General features: G+C 71.0%; 14 protein-coding genes. 13 read left to right on the plus strand and 1 reads right to left on the minus strand.

The window, feature by feature from the left end; all coding sequences use genetic code 11:
• Window position 1 precedes the first annotated feature (1 nt).
• The 8 genes from AMK21_RS11110 (at window position 2) to AMK21_RS36640 (ending at window position 5,582) form a co-directional block, all read left to right on the plus strand.
• Complete coding sequence (locus tag AMK21_RS11110) at window positions 2-529, plus strand: isoprenylcysteine carboxyl methyltransferase family protein (protein WP_073876653.1); 528 nt, start codon at window positions 2-4, stop codon at window positions 527-529.
• Complete coding sequence (locus AMK21_RS11115; protein ID WP_073876655.1) at window positions 526-1,536, plus strand: NAD(P)/FAD-dependent oxidoreductase; 1,011 nt, start codon at window positions 526-528, stop codon at window positions 1,534-1,536. Before AMK21_RS11110 ends, AMK21_RS11115 begins: the two co-directional genes overlap by 4 nt.
• A 158-nt stretch (window positions 1,537-1,694) precedes the next feature.
• Window positions 1,695-3,371, plus strand: a complete 1,677-nt coding sequence (locus tag AMK21_RS11120; RefSeq protein ID WP_073876657.1) for an MFS transporter — start codon at window positions 1,695-1,697, stop codon at window positions 3,369-3,371.
• Window positions 3,355-3,810 carry a VOC family protein gene (locus AMK21_RS11125; protein WP_073876659.1) on the plus strand — a complete coding sequence of 152 codons (456 nt, stop codon included), beginning with the start codon at window positions 3,355-3,357 and terminating at the stop codon, window positions 3,808-3,810. Before AMK21_RS11120 ends, AMK21_RS11125 begins: the two co-directional genes overlap by 17 nt.
• Before the next feature lie 139 nt (window positions 3,811-3,949).
• Window positions 3,950-4,348, plus strand: a complete 399-nt coding sequence (locus AMK21_RS11130; protein ID WP_073876661.1) for a DUF6221 family protein — start codon at window positions 3,950-3,952, stop codon at window positions 4,346-4,348.
• Between the two features lie 115 nt (window positions 4,349-4,463).
• Complete coding sequence (locus AMK21_RS11135) at window positions 4,464-4,841, plus strand: hypothetical protein (RefSeq protein ID WP_073876663.1); 378 nt, start codon at window positions 4,464-4,466, stop codon at window positions 4,839-4,841.
• A 233-nt stretch (window positions 4,842-5,074) separates the two neighbouring features.
• Complete coding sequence (locus tag AMK21_RS11140) at window positions 5,075-5,278, plus strand: cold-shock protein (RefSeq protein ID WP_003964323.1); 204 nt, start codon at window positions 5,075-5,077, stop codon at window positions 5,276-5,278.
• 175 nt (window positions 5,279-5,453) lie between these two features.
• Entirely contained in the window at window positions 5,454-5,582 is a 129-nt protein-coding gene (locus AMK21_RS36640; protein WP_251053146.1) for an LPFR motif small protein, read from the plus strand.
• Between the two features lie 105 nt (window positions 5,583-5,687).
• On the opposite strand, the gene AMK21_RS11145 is transcribed toward AMK21_RS36640, so the two are convergent.
• Window positions 5,688-5,939 (minus strand): hypothetical protein, encoded by a 252-nt coding sequence (locus AMK21_RS11145; RefSeq protein WP_073876665.1) that lies wholly within the window; start codon window positions 5,937-5,939, stop codon window positions 5,688-5,690.
• A gap of 216 nt (window positions 5,940-6,155) precedes the next feature.
• Here AMK21_RS11145 and AMK21_RS11150 point away from each other — a divergent pair, with 216 nt between their 5' ends.
• The 5 genes from AMK21_RS11150 (at window position 6,156) to AMK21_RS11170 (ending at window position 11,253) form a co-directional block, all read left to right on the plus strand.
• Window positions 6,156-6,383 (plus strand): DUF5133 domain-containing protein, encoded by a 228-nt coding sequence (locus AMK21_RS11150; protein WP_073876668.1) that lies wholly within the window; start codon window positions 6,156-6,158, stop codon window positions 6,381-6,383.
• 7 nt (window positions 6,384-6,390) lie between these two features.
• Complete coding sequence (locus tag AMK21_RS11155; RefSeq protein WP_073876670.1) at window positions 6,391-7,506, plus strand: glutamate--cysteine ligase; 1,116 nt, start codon at window positions 6,391-6,393, stop codon at window positions 7,504-7,506.
• 51 nt (window positions 7,507-7,557) lie between these two features.
• A complete protein-coding gene (locus AMK21_RS11160; protein WP_073876672.1) occupies window positions 7,558-8,121 on the plus strand; it encodes a DJ-1/PfpI/YhbO family deglycase/protease in 564 nt (187 codons plus the stop codon).
• A gap of 181 nt (window positions 8,122-8,302) precedes the next feature.
• Complete coding sequence (locus tag AMK21_RS11165; protein WP_073876674.1) at window positions 8,303-9,385, plus strand: hydrogenase expression protein HypE; 1,083 nt, start codon at window positions 8,303-8,305, stop codon at window positions 9,383-9,385.
• Between the two features lie 77 nt (window positions 9,386-9,462).
• Window positions 9,463-11,253 carry a nickel-dependent hydrogenase large subunit gene (locus tag AMK21_RS11170; RefSeq protein ID WP_073876676.1) on the plus strand — a complete coding sequence of 597 codons (1,791 nt, stop codon included), beginning with the start codon at window positions 9,463-9,465 and terminating at the stop codon, window positions 11,251-11,253.
• Window positions 11,254-11,262 lie beyond the last annotated feature (9 nt).

An 11,262-nucleotide genomic window follows, 5' to 3' on the forward strand; every position in this document is an offset into this window, starting at 1 on the left:
CATGTTCTGGTACACCGCCCTGGTGCTCGGCGTCGCCGTCGAACGCCTCGCCGAACTCGCCGTCGCCCGCCGCAACACCCGCTGGAGCCTGGCACGTGGCGCCACCGAGGCGGGCAGCGGCCACCACCCGGTGATGGTCGTCCTGCACACCGCCCTGCTGGCCGGATGCCTGGCCGAGGTCCACCTCGCCGACCGCCCCTTCCTGCCCGCGCTCGGCTGGACCATGGCGGCCGTCGTCGTCGCGGCACAGGTACTGCGCTGGTGGTGCATCACCACGCTCGGGCCCCGGTGGAACACCCGCGTCATCGTCGTCCCCGGACTGCCCCTGGTGACCGGCGGCCCCTACCGATGGCTGCGCCACCCCAACTACGTCGCCGTCGCCGCCGAAGGCATCGCCCTGCCCCTCGTCCACGGGGCGTGGCTGACCGCTGTGGTCTTCACCCTGCTCAACGCCGTCCTCATGGCCGTCCGGATCCGCTGCGAGGACGAGGCGCTGGCCCGCCTCCCGGTGGCGGAAGCGCGGGCGTGATCGACATCCTGGTGGCGGGCGGCGGACCGGCGGGACTGGCCGCCGCGATCCAGGCCGCCCGGGCGGGCCTGGAGGCGGTGGTGGTCGAACCCCGCCCCGCCCCCGTCGACAAGGCCTGCGGCGAGGGCATCATGCCCGGCGGCCTCGCGGCCCTCGGGCGCCTCGGCGTGCACCCGGCCGGCCACCCTCTGCGCGGCATCCGGTACACCGACGGGCGGCGGAGCGCGGAAGCGGCGTTCCGGGGCGCTTTGGGGCTCGGCGTAAGGCGTACCGCTCTGCACGCGGCGCTGCACGAGCAGGCGCGAGCCCTCGGCGTACGCATCGTGGAGGGCAAGGTCCGGGAGGTCCGCCAGGACGAGCGGACCGTCACCGCCGCCGGGCTCACCGCGCGCTGGCTCATCGCCGCCGACGGGCTCCACTCCCCGCTGCGGCGCACCCTCGGCCTGGACCACCCCGCCCCCGGGCCCGGCCGCTACGGGCTGCGCCGCCACTACCGCACCGCCCCCTGGACGGACCTGGTCGAGGTGCACTGGTCACCGTACGCCGAGGCGTACGTGACCCCCGTCGGCGAACACCTGGTGGGCGTGGCCGTCCTCAGCCGCGACCGCCGCCCCTACGAAGAGCATCTGGCCGGCTTCCCGGCCCTCGCCGCCCGTCTCGGCCCCCATGCCACCCCCGTACGCGGGGCGGGCCCGCTCCGGCAGCGGGCGTCGGCGCCACGGGCCGGACGCGTCCTGCTGGTCGGCGACGCGGCCGGCTACACCGACGCCCTGACCGGGGAGGGCATCGCACTCGCCGTGGCCACCGCGACGGCGGCGGTCGGCTGCCTGGCCGCCGGACGGCCCGAGGTCTACCCGGCGCGGTGGACCAGGGCCACGCGCCGCTACCGGCTGCTCACCCAGGTCCTGCTGGGTGCCGCGGGCCACCCCGTATCACGCCGGATGATCGTCGCGGCGGCCCACCGTGCCCCCGTCCTCTTCCGTACGACGGTCCGTGCGCTCCAGTGACGCGTGCCGCCCGACCGGCGCGCTCCAGGCGACCGAATGGCGAGGCTCCCGGTTCCGTCATAACGTCGGTCGGGTGAACGCCCGCGTTCATCCGGCCGACGGAAGACCGACCGCCCCAACGGGGCGAAGCGCCATCGGAACGAGAGACGAACCCACTCATGACGGGCTCCCACGCGACATCCGGCAAGACCGCCCGGCCCGATCAGCGGGGCCGGGGCAGCGGAATGGCACTCCTCGTCATCGCCTCGTGCCAGCTGATGGTGGTTCTCGACATCACCATCGTCAACATCGCCCTCCCGCACATGCAGAAGTCCCTGGGCTTCTCCACCGAGAACCTGTCCTGGGTGGTCAACGCCTACACGCTGACCTTCGGCGGACTGCTGCTGCTCGGCGGGCGGCTCGGTGACATCCTCGGCCGTCGCCGCGTCTTCATCTTCGGTGTGCTGCTCTTCGTGCTCGCCTCGCTGCTCGGCGGACTCTCCCAGGAGTCCTGGCAGTTGCTGGCCGCCCGCTCGCTCCAGGGCGTCGGCGGTGCCATCGCCTCGCCGACCGCCCTGTCGCTGATCACCACGACCTTCCGCGAGGGCCCCGAACGCAACAGGGCGTTCGGGGTGTTCGCCGCGGTCTCGGCGGGCGGCAGCGCTATCGGGCTGCTGGCGGGCGGAGTGCTCGTCGAGTGGCTGGACTGGCGCTGGGTCCTGTTCGTGAACGTCCCCATCGGCCTGATCATCGCCTTCACCACGCCCCGCTACATCCGCGAGTCCGAACGCCACCCGGGCCACTTCGACGTCGTCGGCGCCCTCACCTCGACCGTCGGCATGGTTCTGCTGGTCTACGGCTTCATCCGCGCCTCCGAGGACGGCTGGAGCGACCCGCTCACCCTCGGATCCTTCGCGGTGGCGATCGCGCTGCTGGCGCTGTTCGTCTTCATCGAGAGCCGCTCCCGGCAGCCGATCACCCCCCTGTGGATGTTCCGCGACCGCAACCGCGCCGGGACCTACACGATGATGCTGAGCCTCGCCGCGGCGATGTTCGGGATGTTCTTCTTCCTGACGCTCTTCGTCCAGAACGTGCTGGACTTCAGCCCTCTGCGGGCCGGACTCGCCTTCCTGCCGGTCAGCGCCGTCATCGCGGTCGGCGCGGGATTCGCCTCCCAGCTGCTGCCTCGGTGGGGGCCGAAACCCTTCATGGTGGCGGGCGCCCTGCTGGCCGCCATCGGGCTCGGCTGGCTCACGCTGACCGACGTCCACAGCACATACCTCGGCTCCATCCTCGGCCCGATGCTCGTCTTCGGCCTGGGCATGGGCATGCAGTTCGTCTCCCTGACCCTCATGGCGGTCTCCGGCGTCGCCCCGAAGGAAGCCGGTGCGGCCTCCGGGGTCCTCAACGCGACCCAGCAGGTCGGCGGCTCCCTGGGACTCTCCATCCTGGTGACGATGTTCGGCACGGCCAGCCGCCACGAGTTCACCGACCAGTTGCCGCGCTTCCAGGAACAGGCCACTGCGGCCCAGTTGCTGCAGTTCGAGAGGACCAGGGAGCTGCCACCGCCCTGGGGGGACGACGTCCTCACCGCGGGCGTCTCCAGCGCCTTCGTCGTGGCGGCCTGCTTCGCCGTCTTCGCCGCGCTGGTCGCCCTGCTGGTCATCCAGGTCCGCGCCTCCGACCTGGCCCGGCTCCAGGGCGGCGCGACCCCCGGGGTGACGGCCCCGGGCGAGACGGCCTCCGACCGGACGGCCTGCGACGGGACCGACGAAACGTCCGACACCTCCAGCACACCCCCCGGCACATCCCCCGACACAGCGAAAGGCCCCCACAGCCATGGACTGGACCCTTGAAGTGATCGTGCTCCCCGTGACCGACCTGGACCGGGCCCGTGACTTCTACCGGGACAAGCTCGGCTTCCACGTCGACATCGACGGCGAGGTGATGCCGGGGGCGCGCGTCGTCCAGCTCACCCCGCCCGGCTCGGGCTGCTCGATCGCCCTGACCGACGGCGTGCCGAACCCCACGGGGGACCCGCAGCCGGGCACGTACCACGGCCTCCAGCTCTGCGTCACCGACATCGACGCCGCCCACGCGGAGCTCGTCGCCCGCGGGGTGGAGGTCTCCGAGCCGCAGCGGTACGCCCCCGAGGACGGGGCCGCGTTCATGTACTTCACCGACCCGGACGGCAACGGCTGGGCCGTACAGGAGTACCGCCGCCGGCTGACCGAGCCCCTGCACCAGGTCCTCGCCGATCTGGCCGCGAAGGGGGCCGGGGAGACGGCGGACTGACCCGCTCGTCCCCTTTGTTCCTCGCACACCCGCCCACCGCGGCCCGCACCGCCCGCCACGGTGGATCGCGCCGCCCCGGTCCACCACAATGCTCCCCGTATCACCGCAGTGATCCATGAACACGAGGGAGCAGCATCCAATGGCCGGCAACGCAGACATGGTGGCCTTCGTCCGGGCGCGTCTCGCCGATGAGGAACAGGTCGCCCTGGCTGCCGGCGGGGACCGATGGCGGTGCCCGGCGGATGTGCCCGGAGAGGTCCACGACCGCAGAGGCGGCGTCGCGTTCACGGTGCGGGACAGCGGCTTCGACCATCACATCGCCCTGCAGGACCCCGCCCGCACCCTGGAGCGCATCGAGACGCACCGGGTGCTGCTCGGCGAGTACGTGGAGGTCGCCGAGCTGGACACCGACCGCCCGGCCCAGGACTTCCGGTCCGGCCGGGCGGTGGGCCTGGGCTTCGCCGTACGGCAGTTGGCCGCCGAGTACGCCGGGCACCCGGACTATCAGGCGCGGTGGCTGCCCCGGTTCATCCAGTAGGGGGGCGCGGGGCGTCGGGAAGCAGTAACTTACTCACAAGTAAGTCGAGTTCCCGGCCCTCAAGGCCCTGAGAGCCTTCGAGGCCTGCCCCCGCTGCCTCGCCCAAGGAGACCCCATGTCCTCCCGGACGCGTTCCCCCCTGCTGCTCGCCGGACTCATGGCGGGAGCGGGGGTGCTCCACTTCGCCGTCCCGAAGGCGTTCGACGCCACCGTGCCCCGGATCCTGCCCGGTGAGCCCCGAACCTGGACGTACGCGAGCGGAGTGGTCGAACTCGCCCTGGCCGCGGGCCTCGCGTACCCCCGGACGCGGGGTGCCGCCGCCCGCGCGACCGCGAACTTCTTCGTCGGGGTGTTTCCAGCCAATGTGCAGATGGCCGTCGACTGGCGCGGCCGGCCCCGGCCGCAGCGGGCCGCCGCCCTGGTCAGGCTGCCCCTCCAGCTGCCGCTGGTCCTGTGGGCGCGGAGCGTCGCCCGGAGCGCCGACACGCCCTGAACGGGGCGTAGTCGGTGTGGTTCGAGCCACCTGCTCGGAGGAAGATCCACACCAAAATGGCGTTGCTCTCTGGTGAGGAGTGATCCCGCCGTGTAGCGTCGCCGGAAGATGTCGTGGTTCGCAGTACCTGCCCGCGCCTGGCGCGGGCGTTTTGCTGTGCAGTGCCTGAGAACCAGGGCGATCACCTCCGGGTTCGCGCGGTGCGGATCCGTTTACTGCTGAGAGGTACAGGCATGGCCAGCGGAACCGTCAAGTGGTTCAACTCGGAAAAGGGCTTCGGCTTCATCGCGCAGGACGGCGGCGGCCCCGACGTCTTCGCGCACTACTCCAATATCAACTCCACCGGCTTCCGTGAGCTCCAGGAAGGCCAGGCGGTGACCTTCGACATCACCCAGGGTCAGAAGGGCCCGCAGGCGGAGAACATCACCACCGCCTGATCCGGGTTGAACGAACCCTCGGCCCCCCAGGACGCTCGCGTCCTGGGGGGCCGAGGGCGTCCGGGGCCGGTTCCGAGCGGATCGGCCCGGTCCGGTTCGCTCGGCGGATGCCGGGTACCCGGGGTGTCCGAGCCGTAGTTCCCGGAGCTTCCGGGACGAGCAGGAAGGACATCCCATGCTGAAGGCCATCGCCGATGTGCTGCGGTCCGTCGGAGGCGCCATGGCCACCGTGGTCACGCTGCCCTTCCGGGCCCTCGCCCGCCTCTTCGGGGGCGCGTCGAGCACGGCGCGCGGACACCACTGAGCTGACGCGTACGACTGTGCCGATGTGTGCGAAAGGCCCGTGCCCCGGTCCGTGAAGGACCGGGGCACGGGCCTTGGGTATGTCCGTCCCGTCCGCAGCGAGCGCCTACCCCGTGGACTCGTCCGGAGTCGGGTGATCCTCGGGGTGCGCGCCGGCGTTGCGCGGCTCGTCCTTGCCGGAACCCGCCTCGTCCGGGTCGGGCCGGTCGCCGCTCTCGCGGGCGACCCGCTCCGGAATCGGTATGTCGAGGGCGTCCTCGCCCTCCTTGGTCTGCTGGTCCGGCAGGTCCGCCGGTACGGGAGGCGGGCTGCCGGAAGCCCCGGTGTACGCGGGGCCTTCCGGCCTGCGGTCGGTCATGAGAGTTCCTTCCGTGCTGCCCCGGAGAGTCCGGGGACGGGTCGTCCGTCCTGCTGGGTACCCATTGCGGCGCGATCGATTCACCGCCGGACGGGCATGGGGAGACTTCCCACACGGGGGTGTGTTCCGGACGGGCGGGGGTACCCGGGCTGTGCCTGAGCACACAACCCGGGCACATGACATTCACACGAAGAATCCCGCGGAAGGATCCCCCGCATGCTGATGGCCCACCCCACCGTGCTGCGTAACCTCGTCGAGCAGTACGGGGCCCTGCGCCTGCTGCACGCGGAGAGCGGCAGCACCGAGGCGCGGCAGCGCATGGACGATGTGGCCTACACCCTGTGCGTCTCGACGGGCACGGGCGATGTCGACAGCGCGCTGGTCGCCGCCCGGCACCGGTTGCCGGGGGCCCGTCCCGAGGACGATTCCGTCCTCTCGGCCTGATCGCCGGATGAACACCGAAGGGGTGGGAACTGTGGTGCGGACCGTGGGCGTGGAAGAGGAACTGCTGTTGGTCGACCCGGACAGCGGGGAGGCGCGCGCCCTGTCCACGGCCGTGCTGGCACTCGCCGAGAAGGACGCGGAAGGAGAGTCGGCCTTCGAGTCGGAGCTGCACCGCCAGCAGCTGGAGTTCGCCACGCATCCCTGCCGCGAGATGGACGAGATCGCCGACGCGGTGCAGCGGTGGCGCGCCGAGGCGAGCCGCCACGCCGCCGACGTGGGAGCTTCGGTCGCGGCCCTGGCGACCTCGCCGCTGCCGGTGAGCCCCATGATCGGCACGGGGGAGCGGTACAACTGGATGGCGGAGCGCTACGGGCTGACCGCCCAGGAGCAGCTGACCTGTGGATGCCACGTGCACGTCTCGGTCGAGTCGGACGAGGAGGGCGTCGCCGTGCTTGACCGGATCCGCGGCTGGCTGCCGGTCCTGCTCGCCCTGAGCGGCAACTCGCCCTTCTGGCAGGCGCAGGACACCCAGTACGCCAGCTACCGCAGCCGGGTGTGGGGCAGGTGGCCCTCCGCCGGGCCCGTGGAGCTCCACGGCTCCGCCGAGCGCTACCACGAGCTCGTGAAGACCCTCGTCGGCACCGGCGTGCTCAAGGACGAGGGGATGGTCTACTTCGACGCGCGCCTCTCGCACACCTACCCCACAGTGGAGGTCAGGATCGCCGACGTCTGCCTGGACCCGGCGGACACGGTGCTGCTGGCCACGCTGGTGCGGGCGCTCGTGGAGACGGCCGCGCGGGAGTGGCGCGCCGGGGAACCCGCCCCGGACACCGGTGTGGCGCTGCTGCGGGTGGCGTCCTGGCAGTCGGCCCGTTCGGGTCTGGAGGACCGGCTGATCCACCCTCGCACCCTGCGGCCCGAGCCCGCGGCCGACGTGCTCCAGGCGCTCCTGGCCCATGTGCGGGACGCCCTGGAGGACAGCGGCGATCTCAAGGCCGCGCAGAAGGCGCTGGCCGCCCTGGAACGGCGCGGCAACGGCGCCAGGGTCCAGCGCGAGATCCTGGAGCGGACCGGAAGCCTCCGCGACACCGTCGCGGAATGCGTCCGCATCACGGGGGGATGAGAAGAACGATTGGCGACACGACCGCATGACCTGTGAGGAAAGGAGCAGCACATGGCCACCACCGATCTCGGCAACCGCCGGATCCTGGCGATCGTCACCAACTACGGGGTCGAGCAGGACGAGCTCGTCGTCCCCGTGAAGCACCTGCGCGACAACGGGGCCCAGGTCAGTGTGGCGGCGGTCTCCGGCGACGAGATCCGCACCCTCGTGGGCGACCGCGCCCCCGGGGACACCGTGCGGCCCGACCTCACGCTGGCGGACGTCGACCCCGCCGCGTACGACCTCCTGCTCGTCCCGGGCGGCACGCTCAACGCCGACACCCTGCGCCTCCAGGACGCCTCCACCCGGATCGTCAGCTCGTTCGCGGCCTCCGGCCGGCCCGTCGCGGCCATCTGCCACGGCCCGTGGGCGCTCATCGAGGGCGGCTACGTCCAGGGCAAGACCCTGACCTCGTACGCGTCCCTGAAGACCGACATCACCAACGCCGGCGGCTCCTGGGTCGACAAGTCGGTCGTCCGCGACGACGAGGGCGGCTGGCCGCTGATCACGTCGCGGAACCCCGACGACCTGAAGGACTTCCTCCGCGAGATCGACGCGGCCCTCACCGAGTCCTGACGCACGCCCGACGGCCTCCGTTCGCGTACCGCGGCGGGGGCCGTCGGCACGTCCGCGTACGCAGGGGGTGCAGGGCGGCAATAGGGCCACCGCGCACTTACCGGCCGGGACGCGCACGCGGTATCCAGGAGACAGGCTGCCGGTAAGAAGCTCCTGAAGCGGGCCGACCCGAGGAGGGCCCATGGATGCCCCGACCGTGACCACGGCCGACACGGACGTGATGGACACACCTCAGGAAGACCCGACCGTACACATCCTCTGGATCAACGCGGGGCTGAGCTGCGACGGGGACTCGGTCTCCCTCACCGCCGCCACCCAGCCGAGCATCGAGGAACTCGCTCTCGGCGCCCTGCCCGGTCTGCCCAAGGTGGCGGTCCACTGGCCCCTCATCGACTACGAGTGCGGACCCGTCCAGGGCGCCGACAACTTCGTGGAATGGTTCTTCAAGGCCGACCGGGGCGAACTGGAACCCTTCGTCCTGGTGGTCGAGGGCTCCATCCCGAACGAGCGCATCAAGCCCGAGGGCTACTGGTGCGGCTTCGGCGACGACCCCGAGACCGGTCAGCCGATCACCACCAGCGAGTGGCTGGACCGACTCACCCCCAAAGCCCTCGCGGTCGTCGCCATCGGCACCTGCGCCACCTACGGCGGCATCCACGCGATGGCGGGCAACCCCACCGGAGCCATGGGCGTACCCGACTACCTGGGCTGGGAGTGGAAGTCGAAGGCGGGTATCCCGATCGTCTGCATCCCCGGCTGCCCCGTCCATCCCGACAACGCCTCCGAGACCCTGCTGTACCTGCTCTACCAGGCCGCCGGCGCCGCGCCCATGATTCCGCTGGACGAGGAGCTGCGGCCCACTTGGCTGTTCGGCGCCACCGTCCACGAGGGCTGTGACCGGGCGGGCTACTACGAGCAGGGCCAGTTCGCCGACGAGTACGGCTCCCCGCAGTGCCTGGTCAAGCTCGGCTGCTGGGGCCCGGTCGTCAAGTGCAACGTACCCAAGCGCGGCTGGATCAACGGCGTCGGCGGCTGCCCCAACGTCGGCGGCATCTGCATCGCCTGCACGATGCCGGGCTTCCCCGACAAGTTCATGCCGTTCATGGACGAGCCACCCGGCGGCCACGTCTCGGCCGCGGCGAGCGGGATCTACGGCTCCGTCGTCCGCCGGCTGCGCAGCTTCACCGTGAAGACGGCCGACAAGGAACCGAAGTGGCGGACCAAGACCGACACCATCAAGACCGGCTACCGGCCGCCCTGGTGACCCGGACCCCCGGCGATCCCGGGGAGCCGTAGGCCAGGACGGGCAGCGACGACCCACCAGAAAGGCGGCGCGGGACCATGGCGACTGCGACCGGCAAACACGCCGTCGACGCTGACGGCCTCATGGAGATGTCGTGGGACCCGATCACGCGCATCGTCGGCAGCCTCGGCATCCACACGAAGATCGACTTCGCCGCGAAGCGGGTCGCGGAGTGCTACAGCACCTCGTCGATCTTCCGCGGCTACAGCGTCTTCATGAAGGGCAAGGACCCCCGCGACGCCCACTTCATCACCAGTCGCATCTGCGGCATCTGCGGTGACAACCACGCCACCTGTTCCGTCTACGCGCAGAACATGGCGTACGGCGTGGCGCCCCCGCACCTCGGCGAGTGGATCATCAACCTCGGTGAGGCCGCCGAGTACATGTTCGACCACAACATCTTCCAGGAGAACCTGGTCGGCGTGGACTACTGCGAGCGGATGGTCGCCGAGACCAACCCCGGCGTCCTCGAACTCGCGACACGCACCGAGGCCCCGCACGCCGCCGACCACGGCTACCGCACCATCGCCGACATCATGCGCTCACTGAACCCGCTGGAAGGCGAGTTCTACCGCGAGGCGCTCCAGGTCAGCCGCTACACCCGCGAAATGTTCTGCCTGATGGAGGGCCGCCATGTGCACCCCTCCACGCTCTACCCGGGCGGTGTCGGCACGGTCGCCACGATCCAGCTCTTCACCGACTACCTCACCCGCCTCACCCGCTACGTGGAGTTCATGAAGCGGGTCGTCCCGCTCCACGACGACCTCTTCGACTTCTTCTACGAGGCGCTGCCCGGGTACGAGGAGGTCGGCCGCCGGCGCGTCCTGCTCGGCTGCTGGGGCGCGCTCAACGACCCGGAGCACTGCGACTTCACGTACGCCGCGATGGAGGACTGGGGCCGCAAGATGTTCGTCACCCCGGGCGTCATCGTGGACGGCAAGCTCGTCACCAACAGCCTCGTCGACATCAACCTCGGCATCCGCATCCTGCTCGGCAGCTCCTACTACGAGGACTGGGCGGGCATGGGCAAGTTCGTCGAACGCGACCCCCTCGGCAACGAGCTGGACGAACGCCACCCCTGGAACCAGCACACCATCCCGGCCCCGCAGAAGCGCGACTTCGACGACAAGTACAGCTGGGTCATGTCTCCGCGCTGGTTCGACGGCACCGACCACCTCGCCCTGGACACCGGCGGCGGCCCCATCGCCCGCCTCTGGTCCACGGCCCTGTCCGGACTCGTCGACATCGGCTACGTCAAGGCCACCGGCCACAGCGTCCGGATCAACCTCCCGCGCACCATGACCAAGCCGGAGATGGCCCTGGAGTGGACGATCCCGCAGTGGTCCAACGCCATCGAACGCAACCGGGCCCGCACCTACTTCCAGGCGTACGCGGCCGCCGCCGCCCTCCACTTCGCCGAGCAGGCGATGGAGGAGGTCCGCGCCGGACGCACCCAGACCTGGGAGCAGTTCGACGTCCCCGACGAGTCGATCGGCTGCGGCTTCACCGAAGCCGTACGCGGCGTCCTCTCCCACCACATGGTCATCCGGGACGGGAAGATCGCCAACTACCACCCCTACCCGCCGACCCCCTGGAACGGCAGCGTCCGCGACAGCTACGGCACCCCCGGCCCGTACGAGGACGCCGTCCAGAACACGCCCATCTTCGAGGAGAACCCGCCCGAGAACTTCAAGGGCATCGACATCATGCGGGCCGTCCGCAGCTTCGACCCGTGCCTGCCGTGCGGCGTCCACATGTACGTCGGCGGCGGCCGGACCGTCGAGCAGACCCACATGCCGACCGGGCTGAGCGGACTGGCGGGCGGCTGACCCCCGTAC

The organism is Streptomyces sp. CB00316, from assembly GCF_001905595.1.
Lineage (GTDB): Bacteria > Actinomycetota > Actinomycetes > Streptomycetales > Streptomycetaceae > Streptomyces.

Excerpts from the sequence above, each read along its gene's own strand:
- AMK21_RS11110 (WP_073876653.1), top strand. The coding sequence starts at position 2 with ATGTTCTGGTACACCGCCCTGGTGCTCGGCGTCGCCGTCGAACGCCTC.
- AMK21_RS11120 (WP_073876657.1), top strand. The coding sequence starts at position 1,695 with ATGACGGGCTCCCACGCGACATCCGGCAAGACCGCCCGGCCCGATCAG.
- AMK21_RS11125 (WP_073876659.1), top strand. The coding sequence starts at position 3,355 with ATGGACTGGACCCTTGAAGTGATCGTGCTCCCCGTGACCGACCTGGAC.
- AMK21_RS11130 (WP_073876661.1), top strand. The coding sequence starts at position 3,950 with ATGGCCGGCAACGCAGACATGGTGGCCTTCGTCCGGGCGCGTCTCGCC.
- AMK21_RS11135 (WP_073876663.1), top strand. The coding sequence starts at position 4,464 with ATGTCCTCCCGGACGCGTTCCCCCCTGCTGCTCGCCGGACTCATGGCG.
- AMK21_RS11140 (WP_003964323.1), top strand. The coding sequence starts at position 5,075 with ATGGCCAGCGGAACCGTCAAGTGGTTCAACTCGGAAAAGGGCTTCGGC.
- AMK21_RS36640 (WP_251053146.1), top strand. The coding sequence starts at position 5,454 with ATGCTGAAGGCCATCGCCGATGTGCTGCGGTCCGTCGGAGGCGCCATG.
- AMK21_RS11145 (WP_073876665.1), bottom strand. The coding sequence starts at position 5,939 with ATGACCGACCGCAGGCCGGAAGGCCCCGCGTACACCGGGGCTTCCGGC.
- AMK21_RS11150 (WP_073876668.1), top strand. The coding sequence starts at position 6,156 with ATGCTGATGGCCCACCCCACCGTGCTGCGTAACCTCGTCGAGCAGTAC.
- AMK21_RS11155 (WP_073876670.1), top strand. The coding sequence starts at position 6,391 with ATGAACACCGAAGGGGTGGGAACTGTGGTGCGGACCGTGGGCGTGGAA.
- AMK21_RS11160 (WP_073876672.1), top strand. The coding sequence starts at position 7,558 with ATGGCCACCACCGATCTCGGCAACCGCCGGATCCTGGCGATCGTCACC.
- AMK21_RS11165 (WP_073876674.1), top strand. The coding sequence starts at position 8,303 with ATGGATGCCCCGACCGTGACCACGGCCGACACGGACGTGATGGACACA.
- AMK21_RS11170 (WP_073876676.1), top strand. The coding sequence starts at position 9,463 with ATGGCGACTGCGACCGGCAAACACGCCGTCGACGCTGACGGCCTCATG.